The sequence below is a fragment of the Acinetobacter sp. AOR43_HL genome, from assembly GCF_027854635.1.
Lineage (GTDB): Bacteria > Pseudomonadota > Gammaproteobacteria > Pseudomonadales > Moraxellaceae > Acinetobacter > Acinetobacter pittii.
In genome coordinates this window covers 43824-64398 of the sequence record NZ_JAKTHX010000032.1, presented here as the reverse complement: position 1 = coordinate 64398, position 20575 = coordinate 43824, and the positions used below count along the sequence as shown (strand labels likewise).

Sequence of the window (20575 nt, the reverse complement as noted above, 5' to 3'; positions counted from 1 at the left end):
AGTATAGCCTTTAGACATGCGGATTGTTAGATGAGATATTGTATCCGTGTAAAAATAAAGACCTAGATTATTGGTTTGTAATTTTTTTTGGGGATAAAAAAATAATAGGACAATAGTGTGCTCAGGTTATATCGTAAACCGAATAAGGGGTTAATGGGCGTCGATATTAGTTCGACTTCTGTTAAGTTGTTAGAGCTCTCTGTTAAGAACGGTAAATATTGGGTAGAAAGCTATGCTTTAACGCCTTTACCTGAGAACAGTGTAGTTGAAAAAAATATCTTGAATCCAGAAGCAGTTGCAGAAGCTTTGGAACGGGCGATGAATTTAGCAAATCCCCACACCACTAACGCTGCAATTGCTGTTCCAACATCGACGGTTATTCATAAAACTATCGAAATGGATGCAGATATGAACGATGATGAACGTGAAGTTCAGATTCGATTAGATGCGGAGCAATATATACCGTTCCCTTTAGATGAGGTGAGCCTTGATTTTGAGGTTTTACCAGATCGACTGCCGAATCCAAATCGTGTGAATGTACTTTTAGTCGCAACACGAACAGAAAATGTTGAAACACGCGTAGAAGTACTGGAACTGGTTGATTTAACGCCTAAGCTTGCTGATGTTGAAAGTTATGCTGTCGAGCGTGCTTTTAGTGTGTTTGCTGATAGCTTACCCATGGGTGCAAATACCATTGGTATTTTAGATATTGGCCATACCATGACCACATTATCGGTTATGCAAAATGGCAAAATCATTTATACCCGTGAACAAGTCTTTGGCGGTAAACAGCTTACTTTGGAAATTCAAAGCCGTTACGGTTTGTCATTAGAAGAAGCGGGACGCGCTAAAAAAGAACGTTCTTTGCCAGATGATTATGACATCGAAATCTTAGAACCATTTTTAGATGCTGTAGTTCAGCAAGCTGCTAGATCTCTACAATTTTTCTTCTCTTCATCCCAATTCAATGAAATTGACCATATTTTGCTAGCGGGTGGCAATGCCAACATTCCAGGGCTTGCTAAATTGTTGCAGCAGAAACTCGGTTACCGAGTCACTATTGCCAATCCATTTTTACAAATGGGTTTCTCTCCTCAAGTCGACGTTCAAAAAATTGAAAATGATGCTTCTTCATTAATGGTGGCATGTGGCTTGGCTTTAAGGAGTTTTGATTAATGGCAACAATTAATTTACTCCCTTGGCGTGATGGGCTTAGGGAGCAGCGTAAAAAACAATTTATTATTTTATGTTTTGGGGTCGTTGTTTTGGGGATAACCACTGTATTTGCAGGGTGGTTTTATTTGAATCAAAAATTAGATGATCAAGAACAAGCAAATCAGCTCATCATCAGTACAAACCAGAATCTAGATCAACAACTTAAAACCTTAAATGGCTTGCAAGAACAGCGGGACGCAATTATTGAGCGTATGAAGCTCATTCAAGGTTTGCAAAGCCAGCGTCCAGTCGTTGTGCGTTTGGTGGATGAATTAGTGCGTGTGACACCTGCTGCCATGTATTTGACTAAATTCAGTCGAACCGGAGATAAATTTACGATTGAAGGAAAAGCGGAAAGTCCAAATACAGTTGCAGAATTATTACGTAATCTCGAAGCATCGCCATGGTATCGCAACGCTTTTATGAATTCTTTCTTGGCGACCGAAGAGAAAAAAGATAAGGCTATCAGTTCTTTGCTTCCTAGAGTTGAAGATAGCTATGGCAGTTTTGTTGTTACTGTTGATGTAGGGGAAATGGGTGTGACTACAACAGATGATACCGCCAATACGTCTGTAGGTACGGATAAGGAGGCGGCAAAATGAGTCCTGATGAACTTCATGAGCTGTCTTTAGAACAAGCTCCATCTAAGAAAAAAAAGATCACCTTAGAAAAATTTCTTCAGCAATTTAACACGCTCGACATGAACAGTTATGGTAGCTGGCCATTATCTGTGAAAATTACGTGTTGGATTTTTATTTTCTTTGCTGTATTGGCTTTGGGGTATTTTGTTGCTATTCAGCCAAAGCTACAAGCAATTGATAATGCTCAAGCACAAGAAAGTAATTTATTAAATGAGTTTCGAGAAAAAGACTCAAAATTACGCAACTTGCAGCAATACCAGCTTCAACTTCAAGAGATGCAAGCCAACTTCAATCAGCAGTTAGAACAATTGCCAAAAGAAACTGAAATTCCAAGTTTAGTTGAAGATATTAACTTAACGGGGGTGAATTCTGGTCTGAAGTTTAAAAATATCCGCTTAGAAGATGAAGTGAAGCAGGAAATTTTTATTGAACAGCCTATTACTATCGAAGCAACTGGGGATTATCACGCTTTCGGTGCTTTTGTTAGCAGTATTGCGGCATTACCACGTATTGTGACGATGCATGATTTTATTGTTGAAGCTGCTCCTGTTAAGGATGGTAAATCAGATATTCCTGTGCTTAATTATTCTATCAAAGCAAAAACTTATCGCTATATGGGTGCTGTAGAAAATCCTGAACATCAGGAAAAAAATGCTTCGGCTTCCTCGGTAGCACCTGATTCTTCTACTGCTAACACACAGCCGAAATAGGAGAATTACGATGAAACTTAAACAATTTTCTCTTTCTATTTTGGCATGTTTAGCTTTAGCTGGATGCGACTCTAGAATCGATGCTGTAAATCAGCAAATGGCTGATATACGTAATCAGCCACCACAAGCCATAGAACCAGCGCCTGTTTTTACGCCTGTGCCACAATTTAATTATGCAGCCCATCAGTTAAAGAGCCCATTTTTACCAAGCTCACTTGCTGCTGAGCTCAAAATTATGGCGGGGAAACGAGTATATCCGAATTTCTCACGAGCACCACAGCCACTCGAAAGCTATGCATTAGAGTCCTTAAATATGAAAGGAAGTATGCGTAACAGCCGCGGGCAAGTCATGGCTCTGATCCAAACACCTGATCATCAAATTGAGCGAGTACAGGTAGGGAATTATATCGGGATGAATCAAGGTCGAATTACCCATATTGGTCCTACTCAGATTGATCTGGTGGAGATTGTCCCTGATGGGCGAGAAGGCTATGTGGAGAGACCAAGAACCTTAGTGTTAATTGGACCCGCACCCTAAAATTTAGGGAATAACAAAGAAAAAATTATTTTTAAAGATTATTTATTGGGGATGGTTAGACAATGAATCACGTATTCCGTCAGTTTTCTATGGGAGCTGTGGCGATTGCAATTATGCAGGTTGCATCTGCACAGGTCAGCATGACTAATATTGTACCGATGCAAATAACGGGTCAGGGAACAGAAATTCGAGTGATATTTGATGGCTTGCCACCGCAACCACAGGCCTATCAGCTTGAGAATCCTTCACGTTTGATTTTAGATTTTAATAAAGCGCAGCAGAATTTAATACAGTCAAAAGTAGCGATTAAAACGAATGAAGCGAGTTCGGTCGATGTAAGCTCCGATGATCAGCGTTCACGTTTAACTGTAAATTTGAAAGAGGCAGGTGCTTTTACTACTCGTATTGAAGGCAACACTTTTATTTTAAAGATTAATTCTGCGCAAGCTGTAGTTAAACCTGTATCAGCAAGTGCAATGCAAACCCAAGGTGTTTCAAACATCGGCTTCCAACGCGGTAGTCAAGGGGAAGGCCTTATCGTTATTGACTTGTTGGGAGGTAATACCCCTGTTGATGTGCAACAACAAGGTAGCAAAGTTGTAGTAAGAACGTTAGGCTCTAAAATTCCTACACATCTAGCTAAACGCTTAAATGTAAATGATTTTGCAACCCCTGTTTCGACAATTGAATCTTATAATGAAAAAGGCAATGGCGTTATTACGATTCAATCTACTGGTAGCTATGAATATATGGCTTATCAGGCAGAAAATAAATTAACCATTAGTCTCAAGCGTCCGCAGGACAAAAATGTAACCTCTTTATATAAGACGCCTAATTACTCTGGTAATAAGCTTTCTCTCGATTTTCAAGATATTGAAGTTCGTCGCGTTTTACAGTTACTTGCTGATTTTACTGGTATTAATATGGTCGCGGCTGATAGTGTGCAAGGTAATATCACTTTACGTTTAAAAGATGTGCCATGGGACCAAGCACTTGATATTATTTTAAAAACTAAAAATTTAGATAAACGCAGAAATGGAAATGTAATTTGGATTGCTCCAGTTGCGGAACTGATCAAGGCTGAAGAAGAAGAAGCAAAAGCTGTTGCACAGAGCGTGAAATTAGCCCCATTACAAACTGAGTATATTCAACTTAAATATGCGCAAGCTCAGGATATTATGAGTTTAATTACTCAAGGCTCAAATAATAGCAATGGTATGCAGCGCACATCTGATGGTGGAAATTCTACATCTACTAATTTAAATACTGGTGTTGATAGTTTAGGTAATAATGTAGGAAGTTTATTGAGTCCCCGTGGAACAATTACTCAAGATGATCGTACCAATACCTTAATTATTAATGATACGGCTCAGTCGATTGATCAAATTCGTAAAATGATTGATCTGTTGGATGTACAAGTTAAACAGGTTATGGTTGAGGCGCGAATTGTAAGAGCATCTACTTCTTTTACTAAAGAGCTCGGCGTTAAATGGGGAATACTATCCCAAGGGGTAAACAGTAATAATAATTTGCTGGTGGGTGGTAGTGATACAACGCTTTGGAATTTAAGAGAACCGGATGACGACGGGAAATACACGATTGAACGTCCAGATAACTTAAATGTCGATTTAGGTGTAACCAATCCGGCTGGGAGTATTGCCTTTGGCTTGATTAGTATGTCTGATTTTATGCTTGATCTTGAACTTTCTGCATTACAAGCTGATGGCTATGGTGAGGTTATTTCTACCCCTAAAGTAATGACTGCAGATAAACAGCCTGCAAAAGTTGCAACAGGTCAACAGGTCCCATATCAAACTACAACGAATTCTGCTGCTGGTGCTACAGCAAGTACCTCTTTTAAAGATGCACTATTAAGCCTAGATGTTACACCGAACATTACGCCTGATGGTAAAATTCAAATGAAATTGGATATTTCAAAGGATTCGGTTTCGGGTGCGGCTCCTAATGGTGAATTGATCCTAAATAAAAATAATATCAAGACAAATGTGTTGGTGAATAATGGTGAGACAGTCATTCTTGGTGGTGTTTTTGAGCAGACAACCCTTAACTCTCAAACCAAAGTTCCTTTCTTTGGGGATTTACCGGGAATTGGACGCCTATTTAGGAAAGATCAGAAATCTGATGATAAGCAAGAGTTACTGATTTTCGTTACTCCACGAATTGTTAATGACACTTTGGTGAGAAATCATTAATATATTTTTTAATGAAAGCAATTGAAATAGGTGGCGCCTTGCCAAGCAAAGCGTTTGAAACCCTGCCAAATATTTATTTGGTAGGGCCCATGGGGGCAGGAAAAACAACCGTTGGACGTCATTTAGCCGAACTATTAGGGCGTGAATTTTTAGATAGTGATCATGAAATTGAACGCAAAACAGGTGCCACTATTCCCTGGATTTTTGAGAAAGAAGGGGAGTTTGGATTTCGTACTCGTGAAACAGTAGTGTTAAATGAGTTGACTTCCCGTAAAGCCTTAGTGTTGGCGACAGGTGGAGGTGCAATTACTCAAGCACCCAACCGCGAATTTCTAAAGCAACGTGGTATTGTTGTTTATCTTTACACTCCTGTAGAACTACAATTACAACGAACTTACCGTGATAAAAATAGACCTCTATTACAAGTTGAAAACCCTGAACAAAAATTACGTGATTTGTTAAAAATACGTGATCCTTTATATCGTGAAGTTGCGCATTACACGATTGAAACCAATCAGGGTGCTGCTCGTGATCTTGCTCAAAAGATTTTGCAACTTATTTTGTCCAACCCGCTAAAATAGCCAAACTTACTTGTGGTTTTATAAACTCATGCAAACTTTACATGTTGAATTAGGCGAACGCCGTTACCCTATTTTTATTGGCAGTCAACTTGATCCTAAGCAGTTGCTTGAGCCTTATATTCATGGTCAACAGGTCATGATCGTGAGTAACGAAACGGTCGCTCCTTTATATTTATCTCATTATCAAGAAGCTTTAAAAAGTTTGGGTAAAACTGTAGCGACTTGTATTTTGCCAGATGGTGAGAAATATAAGGATATTCAACATCTAAATTTAATTTTTGATGCTTTACTTGAAGCTGGTTTTAATCGTGATTGTACGGTTTTAGCTTTGGGTGGTGGTGTTATTGGGGATATGGCTGGTTTTGCGTCAGCATGTTTCCAACGTGGTGTTTATTTTATTCAGGTTCCGACTACTCTTCTTTCACAAGTAGACTCAAGTGTGGGTGGTAAAACGGGGATTAATCATCCTCTTGGGAAGAACATGTTAGGTGCATTTCAGCAACCTCAAGTTGTTTTGGCTGATATGGCTCAACTCGATACTTTACCAGATCGAGAGTTATCTGCCGGATTATCAGAAGTCATTAAATATGCTTTATTAGGTGACGCTGATTTTCTTGTTTGGTTAGAGCAAAATATGGATGGGTTAATTGGGCGAGATGCTGAACTTTTAGCAGAAGCTGTTTATCGTTCATGTGCTCATAAAGCGCGAATTGTTGCTAACGATGAAAAAGAGCAAGGCGAACGAGCTTTACTCAACCTAGGTCATACTTTTGGTCATGCGATTGAATCTTATCTTGGTTATGGCACTTGGTTGCATGGTGAAGCAGTAGCGACAGGCATGGTGATGGCGGCTGATTTATCACAACGTTTAGGTTTGATTTCAAACGATGATGTAGAGCGTACAAAAAAAATTATTCAACGCGCTAATTTGCCGATATCATGTCCAAAAATTCCATTGGATGAATTCCTTGGATATATGGCGCATGATAAAAAAGTTCTCAATGGTCAATTACGTTTAGTGCTGTTAAAGCAACTTGGGCAAGCAGTAATTACTAAAGACTTTGATGTTGAACTCATGAAACAAGCTATTTTGGCAAATCAACACGGATAATAAATTAAGGTAACACATGACTGTATCACGTACACTTTGGCAGAATGTTCAACAATATATCTGGTTGGTGGGTGGTATCGTCTGCTTGTTGCTCGCTTTTATTTTTTGGGTAATGACCGATAGTAAAAAGCTGGTTGAAGTTGAAAAATCAGCTGATTCGGATGCGCCAGTGCAAATTCAGCCAGAGAAGGTAGCAACAACGGCTAATTTAGGGGCTTTAGCTGATGAAGTTAGACCTCTTGATTTAACAACCCGTACGGTTGCTTCTGGTCAACATGAGGCAGAGTTCCGCGGTACAAAATTTATTAATGAAAACAAGAAACAATGGACGCTTGAGCTTTTCCGTGCGTCTGATGAAGATATTATTAAAAACTTTTTAAAAAATCGTCCAGAACGAAATAAATTTATCTACTTCCGTTTAAGTGGAGATAAGCAATCTGAACAATATGTTTTGACATATGGTGTATTTAAACGTTCTGAAGATGCAATTCAGCAGTTAACCCAACTTAATCTTGATTTACCTGAATCAATTAAACCTCAACCGCAACAATTTTCGACCTATGCGCCATTAGTCAATGATTTAGGGGCGGATGAAATGAAAGGTGGTATTAGCCAAACTTATGAAGTGCGGTTACGTCCAGCTGCTCTGCCCAAAATTGATGAGTCCTTACTCATAGGGGGCGGCGTGGCTACACAACCTAAAGTAACGGCTCCAGCAACAAATTCTACAACTCGTACAACGATTATTCGTCGAGATGCTGAGGGGAATGTTGTGGATGTACATCAGTCTAATTCGGCAGTTGATGTGGCTAAAAAGGCTCAACAGAATCGTACAACAGAACCTACAGCAAAAAATGCAACAAATGAGGGCACAAGAGGTAATTAATTATAAGGATGTATTGCACAAATATGGTGCAATAATAATAGTCATATATATTTTTTGATCAACTGTGGTGCATATTTAGTCATTTATTAAAATGATAACGCGAATAAAATCGACCTATTTTCAACAATTATAAATACTTAATTGCAAAAAATAACATTGGCATAGTTTTTGCTTTATTCTTGTGCTTATTAATGTGCTGTAAACTATTTTAGCGCTCTAAAGAGTAAATTCCATGCAGGATCGAGGGGTCGAACTGCTTTAAAAGAGTGCGAAATAAGTCAAAACATTTTTCTAGCAAAAACCAGTGTACGTAAAAATGGAACAGCGTATATTGGCTTATCAGCCCAAAAATTTTTTTTGTGAAACATTGAGCTAACTGTCGTCCGTAGGCACTATCGCAAAAAGAAGTTGTTTGTTTGACGCTCGAAAGAGCCTTATTGAAAGAAGGGTACGCTATGCACATGCCATCGCCTAATACTGTAGCTCCCGCTCAAGGTTTATATCAACCTGATGAGTTTAAGGATAACTGTGGTTTTGGACTGATTGCCCATATGAAGGGTGAATCAAGTCATCATCTAGTTGAAACCGCGATTCACAGTTTAAGTTGCATGACGCACCGTGGTGGTATTGCCGCAGATGGCAAGACGGGAGATGGTTGCGGCTTATTATTGGCGATGCCAAAGCAATTTTTCCGTGATGAAGCAAAAAAACTGAGTGATATTACACTGAGTGAAATTTTTGCTGTGGGTACTGTATTTTTAAATACTGATCCGGCATTAGCGCAACATTCTAAAAATATTTTAACGAAAGAAATCGAGTCAGATGGCCTGCGTGTACTGGCTTGGCGTGTTGTCCCTACAAATAACGATGCATTAGGTGAAATTGCGCTTCAATCTTTACCAGCTTTTGAACAGGTCATTGTGAACTGTCCAATGGGCGTGACTGAAGTCGAATTTAACCGTAAATTATTCTTGGCACGTCGTCGTGCAGAACAACAATTACAAAATGATCCGTCATTCTATGTGACTACGCTTTGTTCGACAGTAATCAGCTATAAAGGCTTGATGATGCCGGCTGCAATTGCTGAGTTCTATACAGACTTAGCTGATGAGCGTTTAAAATCACATATCGTGGTATTCCACCAACGCTTCTCTACTAATACATTACCGCGTTGGCCGTTGGCTCAACCATTCCGTTACCTTGCTCATAATGGTGAAATCAACACAATTACAGCAAACCGTAACTGGGCGTTGGCGCGTACTCCTAAATTTGAAAACCCATTATTACCAGGTCTTACTGAGCTTAACCCAATCGTTAACCGTACGGGTTCGGACTCTTCAAGCTTAGATAACATGCTTGAGATCTTAGTCGGTGGTGGTATGGATTTATTCCGTGCCTTACGTATGCTCGTACCACCAGCTTGGCAAAACGTAGAAACTTTAGATGCAGACTTACGCGCATTCTATGAGTTCAACTCTAAACACATGGAAGCTTGGGATGGCCCAGCTGGTCTTGTTATTCAAGATGGTCGTCATGCGATCTGTATGCTTGACCGTAACGGTTTGCGTCCTGCGCGTTGGGTAATTACCAAAAATGATTACATTACCTTGGCATCTGAAATCGGTGTTTGGGGTTATGAGCCTGAAGACGTAGTTTCTAAAGGTCGTGTAGGTCCTGGCCAAATTTTGGTAGTTGATACCTTAACAGGCAAAGTACTTGATACTAAAGATGTTAGTACACATTTGAAAAACATGCGTCCGTACCGTGAGTGGTTACGTGATCATGCGATTCGTTTAAATGCAAACCCAGAACTTGAAGAACAATTAGTCGATAAAGGCTTAACTGGTGATGCTTTAAAAGCAGCTCAAAAAATGTTTATGGTGACATTTGAAGAGCGTGATCAATTGCTGCGTCCTATTGCTGAAAGTGGACAAGAAGCTGTTGGTTCTATGGGTGATGATACGCCAATGGCTGTATTGTCTCGTCAAGTACGCCACGTAACAGATTACTTCCGTCAACAGTTCGCTCAAGTTACGAACCCGCCAATTGACCCGCTACGTGAGTCAATTGTAATGTCGCTTGAAACCTGTCTAGGTCGTGAGCAGAATGTATTTGAGCAAGGCCCTGAGCATGCTGACCGTATCATCATCTCTAGCCCTGTATTGTCAAATTCAAAAATGCAGCAAATCCGTAGCATCGAGCGTCCGGGTTATGAAGCAGTTGATATCAATTTAAACTATGCTGAAGAAGAAGGCTTGCAAGCTGCGATCACGCGTATTTGTGAAGAAGCGGCGCAAGCGGTTCGTGATGGCAAAACTTTAATTGTTTTAACAGATAAGAATATCCGTCAAGGTTTACTGCCAGCAAACGCAGCACTTGCAACAGGTGCGGTACATCATTACCTCATCAAAACTGGTCTGCGTACTGATGCAAACATCATGGTTGAAACTGGTTTTGCACGTGATCCGCATCAATTTGCAGTATTACTTGGTTTTGGTGCAACGGCTGTTTACCCATATCTTGCATATGACGTGATCAATGACTTGATCGCTAAAGGTGAGCTTTTAGGTGACCCAATCCATGCTCAAGCAAACTTCCGTAAAGGTATTGAGAAAGGCTTATTAAAAGTTCTTTCAAAAATGGGTATCTCTACAGTTGCTTCTTATCGTGGCGGTCAGCTATTTGAAGCAGTAGGTTTATCATCAGAAGTGGTAGATCAATGTTTCTTAGGTGTTCCAAGTCGTATTCAGGGTGCAACATTTGCTGATCTTGAAAAAGACCAGAAAAAATTAGCAGCGACAGCTTGGTCAAATCGTAAGCCAATTGATCAGGGTGGTTTGCTCAAATTCGTATTTGATAAAGAATACCATGCGTTTAACCCAGATGTGATTAACGCATTACACAAAGCCGTTCGCTCTGGTAAATACGAAGACTTTAAAGAATATGCTGAGCTGGTGAATAATCGTCCAGTAGCGACTATTCGTGACTTATTTAAGTTAAAAACAACGAACTCAATTCCAGTTGAACAAGTTGAATCAGTTGAAGATATCTTGCCTCGTTTTGACTCGGCAGGGATGTCTTTAGGCGCTCTTTCTCCAGAAGCACATGAAGCAATTGCAATCGCGATGAACACGATTGGTGGTCGTTCAAACTCTGGTGAAGGCGGTGAAGATCCTGTTCGTTACGGAACAATTCGTAACTCGAAAATCAAACAGATCGCATCTGGTCGTTTTGGTGTAACTCCTGCATACCTAACTTCTGCTGAAGTATTGCAAATTAAAGTTGCTCAGGGTGCGAAACCAGGTGAGGGTGGTCAGTTACCGGGTGGTAAAGTAAATGGCTTAATCGCACGTTTACGTTACTCAGTACCGGGTGTAACGCTAATTTCACCTCCGCCACACCACGACATTTACTCAATTGAAGATTTGTCTCAGTTAATTTTTGACTTGAAGCAAGTTAACCCGAAAGCAATGGTATCTGTGAAATTGGTATCTGAGCCGGGTGTAGGAACAATTGCAGCAGGTGTTGCTAAAGCATATGCGGACTTCATTACCATTTCTGGTTATGACGGTGGTACGGCGGCATCTCCACTTTCTTCAATTCACCATGCAGGTTCTCCATGGGAATTGGGTCTTAGCGAGGCGCATCAAGCACTTCGTGTAAACGACTTGCGTGGAAAAGTGCGTGTACAAACTGATGGTGGTTTAAAAACTGGTCTTGATGTAATCAAGGCAGCAATTTTAGGTGCTGAAAGTTTCGGCTTTGGTTCAACACCAATGATCGCTTTAGGTTGTAAATACCTCCGTATTTGTCACTTAAATAACTGTGCAACTGGTGTTGCAACTCAACAAGATCATTTACGTCAAGAGCACTACATTGGCGAGCCAGAAATGCTCATCAACTTCTTCCACTTTATTGCGGAAGAAACTCGTGAATGGTTGGCTGCACTAGGTGTTTCTTCATTGAAAGACTTAATTGGTCGTGTTGATTTGCTTGAAGTATTACCGGGCGAAACTGAAAAACATGCTCACCTTGATTTAAGTGCTCTGTTAACTTCTCATCCTTCTGCTGAAGGTAAAGCACAATACTGTCAAGTAGAAGGTAATGCACCATTCGATAAAGGTGTATTGGCTGAGAGAATGGTCACTGAAATGCTGCCTGCAATTGAGTCAAGCGCTGGTGGTCAGTTCAACTTCAACGTCGTGAACTGTGACCGCTCAATCGGTGCTCGTGTTTCGGGTGAAATTGCTCGTCGCTACGGCAACTTGGGTATGGAAGCACATCCAGTTGTAATGAACTTAACTGGTACAGCTGGTCAGTCTCTTGGTGTTTGGAATGCTGGTGGTTTACACATCCGTCTTGAAGGTGATGCAAACGACTATGTAGGTAAAGGTATGGCGGGTGGTCGTATTTCGATTTTCCCACCACAAGGTTCGCCTTTCCAAACACAAAACACAGCAATTATTGGTAATACCTGTTTGTATGGTGCGACTGGCGGTAAGCTTTTTGCAGCAGGTACAGCGGGTGAGCGTTTTGCAGTTCGTAACTCTGGCGCATTTGCTGTAATCGAAGGTGCGGGTGACCACTGCTGTGAATACATGACAGGTGGTGTTGTGACTGTACTTGGTAAAGTAGGCCATAACTTTGGTGCGGGCATGACTGGTGGTTTTGCTTATGTACTTGACCTCGATAATGACTTCGTAGATTACTACAACCATGAATTGATTGATTTAAATCGTATCTCAACAGAATCTATGGAAGATCATAAAGAGTTCTTGTTGCGTATTATCGATGAGCATATCAAAGAAACTGGTAGTGCTTGGGCTTATAAAATCCGCAATGAGTTCGATTTCTACAGCCGTAAATTCTGGCTTGTGAAACCAAAAGCTGCTAACTTGCAAACGCTTTTGAAAACAACACAAGCTGACCCACAATAATTCCACGACTGCAAAGACATAGGCAGGTGCGGGCAACAAGGAAATCCGCGCCTACCCACGGAGAGAGACATGGCAGAACGCCTAAATAATGACTTTCAATTTCTGGATGTACCACGCCAAGATCCAGAGAAAAAAGATATTACTGTCCGCAAAGCAGAATTTGTGGAAATTTATAAGCCTTTTACATCGGAAACTGTCACTAATCAGACACACCGTTGTTTAGGCTGTGGTAACCCATATTGCGAATGGAAATGTCCTGTACATAACTACATTCCAAACTGGTTAAAACTTATCGCTGAAGGCCAAATTTTCCAAGCTGCTGAGCTTTGTCATCAAACCAACACACTACCTGAGGTATGTGGTCGCGTATGCCCACAAGACCGTTTGTGTGAAGGTGCTTGTACCTTAAATGATGGTTTTGGTGCAGTAACCATTGGTAATGCTGAGAAATATATCAATGACACAGCCTTTGCTTTAGGCTGGCGTCCAGATATGTCAGGCGTAAAATGGACTGACAAAAAAGTTGCAATTATTGGTGCCGGTCCTGCTGGTTTAGGCTGCGCAGATATTCTAGCTCGCGGTGGCGTTAAACCAGTTGTATTTGATAAGCGTCCTGAAATTGGTGGTTTACTTACATTCGGTATTCCAGAATTTAAAATGGAAAAAGATGTGATGAAACGCCGCCGTGAAATTTTCACGGGTATGGGCATCGAATTCCGTTTGAATACTGAAATTGGTAAAGACATCACGATTGATGAATTACTTGCAGAATATGATGCGGTGTTCATGGGTATGGGAACTTATACCTACATGAAAGGTGGTTTCCCGGGTGAAGATCTTGATGGTGTTTATGATGCACTTGATTTCTTAATCTCTAACGTGAATCGTTGCCAAGGTTGGGAAAAAGATCCAAGTGAATACATTAGCCTAGATGGTAAAAAAGTTATTGTTCTTGGTGGTGGTGATACCGCTATGGACTGTAACCGTACTTCTTTACGCCAAGGTGCTCACGATGTAACTTGTGCATACCGTCGTGACGAAAGCAATATGCCGGGTTCTGCACGTGAAGTAAAAAATGCCTACGAAGAGGGTGTGAAATTCCTATTCAATCGTCAACCAGTCGAAATCGTTGGTGAAAACGGCAAAGTGACAGGCGTAAAAGTGGTAACGACACAAATGGGTGAACCAGATAGTCGTGGCCGTCGTAGCCCTGAGCCAATTCCGGGTTCTGAGGAAGTATTACCAGCTGATGCAGTTTTACTTGCTTTCGGTTTCCGCCCAAGCCCAGCAGACTGGTTTGGTAATGTGAATATTAATCTTGATGGTTCAGGCCGTGTTGTCGCAGCTGAAAAGCAAGAATTCAAATTCCAGACATCAAACCCGAAAATCTTTGCTGGTGGTGATATGGTACGTGGCTCAGACCTTGTCGTTACTGCGATCTGGGAAGGCCGTCAAGCTGCCGAAGGCATTTTGGATTATCTTGGTGTTTAATAAATTAATTTGTTAAATAACTGAAAAAAGCCTACTTCAAGTAGGCTTTTTTTTTATTGTCTACCATTAGTCACTTTGATGTTTTTGGCAAATATAATAAGCTTTTTTGCCCTTTTTAGCGTTTAAAGCTCGCGACATACTCGAAACTTCCTTCTTCAATACAGTAGGTGTTGAATATGAACATCGCAGGTATGACGGCAGAAAAATCATATTTAAATCGTCGAAAAGCGTTGGGTATTACAGTGCGTCGTCTTGAATTTAATCCAAAGGCGATTAAGCGGCACTATTTTGCAAATTCACCCCTCATGTCGCATTTTTTAACTGCACTCTCATCAACATTTCCTGTAGGAGAGCAGTTTTTTGTAAATAGCGTCCGTAATGTGCGTGATAAAGTCTCAGATCCTCAGCTACAAGCACAAATTGCAGCGTTTATCGGACAAGAGGCCATGCATTCCAAAGCACATGGTGAGTTTAATGAAGCTTGGCGACGGGATAATTATAATCTGGACAGTTTTCAAAATTGGCTAAATGAGCGCGATAAATATTTAAGAACAATTCCACCTAAGCTGCAATTGGCACTCACCTGTGCATTTGAACATTTCACTGCTTTACTTGGGGGATATGTTTTACAACATCCAGAGTTATTAAAAACCCTAGATGAAGATGCGCTAAAACTTTGGGTATGGCATGCGATTGAAGAAATTGAACACCGTTCGGTTGCATTTGATGTTTATCAACACATATATGGTGATGATCGTATCCGTCGCTTACTCATGCGTAGCGTCACTACTGGATTTGCGAGTCTCGCTTTTTATGGGACAACTCGTTTATTTTGGCAAGATAAATGGAATAGCTTACCTAAAATTGGGGGTAATTTATTTGGATTATATTTGCTGATGAAGATGTTTATTCAGTTAATGCCTGAATACTTCGCATATTACAAAAAAGACTTTCATCCGAGTCAGAAAGATTATGGCAGGATGGTTAATTATTGGAAAAGCTCTTTAGCAGAAGAATATCAAATGGCAAGTTTTGAACAAGAAAAAGATTAGCGATTGAGCTAATAGATAACCGGATTTAAAAATCCGGTTTTTTTTAAATCAATAAAATAAAAGCAACACAATAATGCCTAATTCATCATACAATCAGGTAAAGAGGTTAAAAATATAAAGAAAAACTTGAGGATAATGTGACGATGAAAACGTTGAAACAATTTGCGATCGCAACAACACTTGCCAGTACCTTACTGTTTTCGGGATGTGGCTATAACACTCTACAAGTAAAAGATGAGGCTGTAACAGCAGCGTGGTCTGAAGTACAAAACCAATATCAACGTCGTTCAGATTTGGTACCAAATCTTGTGAACGTAGTTAAGGGTTATGCTAAGCACGAAGAGCAAGTATTAACTGAAGTGACACAGGCACGTTCTAATGTGGCAGGTTTAAAAGTTGATAAAGAAGTTTTAGAAGATCCGGCTTTACTTGAAAAATATCAACAGGCTCAAAGTCAATTAACAGGGGCATTATCTCGACTCATTGCTGTTTCGGAAAATTACCCAGATTTGAAAGCCAATACTCAATTCCAAGAATTACAAGTTCAGCTTGAAGGTACTGAAAACCGTATTGCTGTTGCACGTAATCGTTATATTACAACAGTACAAGACTATAACTCATATGTGCGTCAGTTCCCTCAGGCAGTAACAGCAAAAGTAATTGGTATGCATCCAAAAGCCAATTTCTCTGCAGAAGCATCTGCACAACAGGCTCCAAAAGTTTCTTTTGATTAATTTTATAAATCAAAGGAGTGCCGTATGAGAAATACTCTATTGCTTCAATCAAAGCAAATTAAGGTCTTTATCTCGACCTTAATTTTGCTCTGTTGTGGTGTTCTTTTTCAGAATACGGCATGGAGTGAAACTAATATTGCAACTGCTACCGATGAGGCTGATGCAGTAGTTGCTGGCAAAATTATACAAAAGCAACAAACTCAAGCTGCTGCAACTAAATTAGAGGGGCAAGCTGCTTCAAGTCCTGCTCCTCAAGTCCAAGTTACTAATGATATGGCTGATGGGGAATCAATTCGTGGTTTGCCAACTTTAAACCAGCCTGTTATTGATCAAGCCAATATCTTAAGCGAAGCTGAGAAGCAGCAACTTGATCAAAAAATTCTAAGTTTATACCAACAAGGCAAAGCGCAGATTGGTATTGTGATTGTTCCTACCACTGGCCAAGAAGATATCTTTGATTATGCATTACGTGTTGGTGAAAAATGGCAATTGGGATCATCTAAACGTGATAATGGATTACTCATTGCAGTCGCTGTAAATGACCGCCGTATACAAATACTAACTGGTTATGGCCTAGAAGGTGTGTTGCCGGATATTGTGGCAAGTCGGATTATTCGAAACCAAATTACACCTTATTTTAAACAAGCCCAATATGCCCAAGGTTTGAGTGCAGGTCTTGATGAAATAGGAAGAATTTTAAATTTAGATCCAGAAGTAGCACAGCAAGCTGCCCAAGATTTAAAAGAACGTCAGCATCAAGCTGCAGAAGAACAGCAAGCCAAGCAGACAACGCTGACAATGGCTTTATTTATTCTTGTTGCTGGAATTGTGGGTTCGTTTATTGTTGGTCGTCCGCTTAGTGCCTCTACAGCAGGTGTTGCTGCTGCAGTAGCAGGATTTGTAAATGGGGCGGGGCTAGTCACTAGCTTACTACTTGGTTTTGGTATTTTCTTTTTACTCATTACATCAATTGCCCAATTTATTTTACAGGCCATTTTAAGTGGTTCTGGTGGTGGTGGACGCGGAGGAGGCTTCGGCGGAGGTGGCGGAGGCTATGGTGGCGGCGGAGGTCGTTTTGGCGGTGGAGGTGCTTCAGGCTCATGGTAACAACATCAGAAACAACACAAATTATTACTCAACCAAAAATTGAGGAATCTGTAGAGCCAAGCATAAAACGTTGGTTTAAACATTTATGCTATTTACCTGCCAGTAGTCGTTATTTTTCAAAACAAGATAAGCAAGCTATTGCAGACGTTGTACAGCAAGCAGAACATGGGCATGTTGGGGAAATACAGGTTGTAATTGAAGGTCATATTCCATGCTCACAAGCCTACAGACAAAATACTCGTTTAAGAGCACAGCAGTTATTTGCAGAATTGGGCGTTTGGGATACTGCCTTAAATAGTGGCGTATTGTTATACCTAAATTTATGTGAACGAACAGTAGAAATTATATTTGATCGTGGTATTAGAAATACGACTAACGAGCAAGTCTGGCAACAGATTTGTGAAGCAATAGTACAAAAGCTTAAACAACAACAATATCAACAAGCTGTAGTGATTGGCGTACAACAAATTGGAGAGGTATTGTCACGTTTTTATGATGAGAACATGCCAGATCAATCCAATGAATTGGGGAATGCTCCGATTATTCTTAATTAACTCGCCTTGTAATATTCTTATATTGGCTAATTTTCATAATTTTACTTTTAAAGGTGACTGACAAAAAATGTCACCTACTTATTTATTTTTAAAGAGATTTTGTTCACATAAATAAACATAAAATTTGAATTGTGTAATTTATTTTTTTTAATGTGTGAATTGTTTTTATAAAAATTTATATGACATTTTTTGTCAATTACTTACACCTATTTAATATTTAAGAATAGTTAGTTCTGGCATAAGTGTTTGTTTTTTAATTAAAATAAAAGTTGGCATGGATGCTGCAATATAGTTGATAGCTGAAAAAGCTTATATAAAAACATACATACAATCTTTGGGGAAAAGGCTATGAATGCACAAAAAGGTTTTACATTAATTGAACTCATGATCGTAGTTGCCATTATTGGTATTTTAGCTGCGATTGCAATTCCACAGTATCAAAATTATGTTGGGCGTTCAAATGTTGCTTCAGCTGTTCAAACGTTGACGTCTAATAAAACTGGTTTAGAGAACTATGTAATGGAAAATGGTTTCTTCCCAGATGGAAAGAAACCATCACAAGCGGAAGTGAAAGATGCGCAAGGAAATGTAACAACTCCATATTTACCGGATCAACGTATGAAAGAAGGTTTAGGGATTGTTCAGCCTTCTTTTGGTGCAATTACACTTGAACAAAAATCAACAACGGCTGGTACGGGTAATATTGTTCTTACTTTCAATACTGGTAACCCTGGTATTAAAGGCAATAAAGTTCAATTACACCGTGCAGAAGATGGTACATGGACTTGTGAAACAACTATTGATGGAAAATATGCTGCCAAGTCATGTAGTGTTGTTACATCATTAAGTGCCGCATCATAATTTACATTTTCAAAAAAAAATGCACTCAATTGAGTGCATTTTTTTTGATTAAAAGATTATTAGATATTTTCTTTTGTATTTTTCAGAATATAGGTGCTACTCTAAATTTTATATTTAGAAGCTATATAAAATAAATACAATAGTAAAAAATTTAATACAATGATAAAAATTATTTAAGTTTATTGTCATAAGAACAAGTTTCTAAACGGAACGGAAAGATATAAATGGAAGCGAATTTTTCCTACTTTCTTCCATGTATAATTCCCACAAGTTTTGGTCTCTAGCCTTTCACTATGCAAGTATTCTTCCTATTCCTCGCTGCAATCCTGTTAGGTTTTGCATGGTTGTCTCCATTTCACTATAGCCCTTGGGTTATGTTTTCGAGTGAAGTGAGTACTTTTGGGGCTGGATTATGCGTATTAGTCGCTCTAATTCAGCAAAATATTAAAATTCCTAGAGCACAACTATTGTTGTTGCCATTTACTTTAATTCCTATTGTCCAGTGGGGCTTTGGTTTAGTTTTTGATTTAAGTACGGCTTTATTAAGTACATTTTACTTATTAGGTTTTTGGTTTATGGTCTTGGCTGGCTACAACCTATCTTTAGATCAAAAAAAGAGAGATCAAATTTTTTCAGGTTTTAGCTTACTAGTAATTATTACATCGCTATTAACTAGTCTTATAGCAATTTTCCAGTGGCTGAATATTGAATCACATTTAATTTATACACTTCATCTAATTGGTAACCGTCCTTACGGAAATTTTGGTCAACCCAACAACATGGCAACATTCTTAACTATTGGGTTGTTAGGATGTTTATACTTATATGAAAAGAATAAAGTAAAACTTTGGTTGTTATTGCCTTCAGCACTGATTATTTTGTTCACAATTGCTCTAAGTCAATCACGAACATCATGGATCGTTTTTCCATTCTTATTCATTTACTGGATACTTAAACAATTTGGGAAACAAAAAAGATTTGGAGTTTTTCAAGGTTTTTTGTGGTGCGTCGGTTTTTTCGTAATGGCTGGTGTAATTCTACCATTTGCTACTAATTTAATTGAAGCCTGGTCAAGTACTGATGTAACCGAAGCAAGTAGTTTGGTTGAAAGAGCAAGCTCTGGTTATTTGCGTTTTAATATCTGGTCACAAATGTTGCTTGCTGTACAGCAGCACCCTTGGTTAGGTTATGGTTGGAATCAAACTAGTGTGGCACAAATGACGGTTTATCATGCTTTCCCAACAGGAGAGTGGACGACTAGTGCTCATAATGTGCTACTGGATATCATCATCTGGAATGGTATCCCATTAGGCGCTGTAATCATTACTTACTTTGTTTTTTGGTTTCTTTGGCTAAATCAACAGGCTAAAAATACCATCTCAATTATTGCAATTATGATGGTATGTACAGTACTTATTCATGCCATGCTAGAGTTTCCACAGCGCTATGCTTATTTCTTACTTACTTGTGGACTCCTACTGGGTATTGTACAAGCACAAACTACTGTACTTAAGGGAATTATCCTCAACAAACATCTTCTTCGCTTATCATGGGTTGTAAGTTTATTGCTTATTATTGCAATTCTACGTGATTACAATGTCTATGTTCTGAATAGTAATTTGCTTTTTAATAATAAGCGTCCAAACGCTGAATTTATGGGAAGTGGTAAAATTTTTGTTTTAACACAGTTTGAGCAGCGTTTAAGTTGGATAGAACTTAATCCCCAAAATATTTTATCTGAAGGTGATTTGGTTGAATGGGAAAATTTTATAAAGAATAAGCCTACTCCATATAACTTACGTAAATACGCAAAATTGCTCGCTTACAACGGGAAAGTAGAACAGGCACAGCAGCAAATATTTATTTTGCAACATCTTTATAAGCAAAAAATAACGCTATCGGAATTACTAAAAGAGAAGTAATAAAAAAATCCCCTTAAGTATA

Annotated in this window: 16 protein-coding genes; all 16 read left to right on the top strand. The window is 39.3% G+C overall.

What is annotated here, in order from left to right; all coding sequences use genetic code 11:
- Positions 1–117: 117 nt before the first annotated feature.
- The 16 genes from MKL33_RS15480 (at position 118) to MKL33_RS15405 (ending at position 20553) form a co-directional block, all read left to right on the top strand.
- Positions 118–1176: a pilus assembly protein PilM gene (locus MKL33_RS15480; RefSeq protein ID WP_005067078.1), complete on the top strand. Its 1059-nt coding sequence runs from the start codon at positions 118–120 to the stop codon at positions 1174–1176.
- A complete protein-coding gene (locus tag MKL33_RS15475; protein ID WP_069037150.1) occupies positions 1176–1817 on the top strand; it encodes a PilN domain-containing protein in 642 nt (213 codons plus the stop codon). Before MKL33_RS15480 ends, MKL33_RS15475 begins: the two co-directional genes overlap by 1 nt.
- Positions 1814–2566, top strand: coding sequence for a type 4a pilus biogenesis protein PilO (locus tag MKL33_RS15470; RefSeq protein ID WP_060464993.1), 753 nt, complete (start codon positions 1814–1816; stop codon positions 2564–2566). The genes MKL33_RS15475 and MKL33_RS15470 overlap by 4 nt, the downstream gene beginning before the upstream one ends.
- A gap of 10 nt (positions 2567–2576) precedes the next feature.
- Positions 2577–3104: a pilus assembly protein PilP gene (locus MKL33_RS15465; RefSeq protein ID WP_068563956.1), complete on the top strand. Its 528-nt coding sequence runs from the start codon at positions 2577–2579 to the stop codon at positions 3102–3104.
- A 62-nt stretch (positions 3105–3166) separates the two neighbouring features.
- Positions 3167–5317: a type IV pilus secretin PilQ gene (pilQ, locus tag MKL33_RS15460; protein ID WP_141314781.1), complete on the top strand. Its 2151-nt coding sequence runs from the start codon at positions 3167–3169 to the stop codon at positions 5315–5317.
- Between the two features lie 11 nt (positions 5318–5328).
- Positions 5329–5898, top strand: coding sequence for a shikimate kinase AroK (gene aroK, locus MKL33_RS15455; protein ID WP_002116987.1), 570 nt, complete (start codon positions 5329–5331; stop codon positions 5896–5898).
- Between the two features lie 28 nt (positions 5899–5926).
- Entirely contained in the window at positions 5927–7009 is a 1083-nt protein-coding gene (gene aroB / locus MKL33_RS15450; protein ID WP_270907301.1) for a 3-dehydroquinate synthase, read from the top strand.
- 16 nt (positions 7010–7025) lie between these two features.
- Positions 7026–7895 (top strand): hypothetical protein, encoded by an 870-nt coding sequence (locus tag MKL33_RS15445; protein ID WP_002117066.1) that lies wholly within the window; start codon positions 7026–7028, stop codon positions 7893–7895.
- A 461-nt stretch (positions 7896–8356) separates the two neighbouring features.
- Positions 8357–12832, top strand: coding sequence for a glutamate synthase large subunit (gltB, locus tag MKL33_RS15440; protein ID WP_171259326.1), 4476 nt, complete (start codon positions 8357–8359; stop codon positions 12830–12832).
- A gap of 69 nt (positions 12833–12901) precedes the next feature.
- The gene (locus tag MKL33_RS15435; RefSeq protein ID WP_002117101.1) at positions 12902–14323 is read left to right on the top strand and encodes a glutamate synthase subunit beta; all 1422 of its coding nucleotides are present in this window, start codon (positions 12902–12904) and stop codon (positions 14321–14323) included.
- Between the two features lie 176 nt (positions 14324–14499).
- Positions 14500–15375: a metal-dependent hydrolase gene (locus MKL33_RS15430; protein ID WP_069037146.1), complete on the top strand. Its 876-nt coding sequence runs from the start codon at positions 14500–14502 to the stop codon at positions 15373–15375.
- Positions 15376–15518: 143 nt separating this feature from the next.
- Positions 15519–16109 (top strand): LemA family protein, encoded by a 591-nt coding sequence (locus MKL33_RS15425; RefSeq protein ID WP_002117090.1) that lies wholly within the window; start codon positions 15519–15521, stop codon positions 16107–16109.
- 24 nt (positions 16110–16133) lie between these two features.
- Complete coding sequence (locus MKL33_RS15420; protein ID WP_069037144.1) at positions 16134–17216, top strand: TPM domain-containing protein; 1083 nt, start codon at positions 16134–16136, stop codon at positions 17214–17216.
- Positions 17210–17770: a TPM domain-containing protein gene (locus tag MKL33_RS15415; RefSeq protein ID WP_069037143.1), complete on the top strand. Its 561-nt coding sequence runs from the start codon at positions 17210–17212 to the stop codon at positions 17768–17770. The genes MKL33_RS15420 and MKL33_RS15415 overlap by 7 nt, the downstream gene beginning before the upstream one ends.
- Positions 17771–18118: 348 nt before the next feature.
- A complete protein-coding gene (locus MKL33_RS15410) occupies positions 18119–18631 on the top strand; it encodes a pilin (protein ID WP_069037142.1) in 513 nt (170 codons plus the stop codon).
- A gap of 293 nt (positions 18632–18924) precedes the next feature.
- Positions 18925–20553, top strand: coding sequence for a PglL family O-oligosaccharyltransferase (locus tag MKL33_RS15405; RefSeq protein WP_069037141.1), 1629 nt, complete (start codon positions 18925–18927; stop codon positions 20551–20553).
- The last annotated feature ends 22 nt before the right edge of the window (positions 20554–20575 follow it).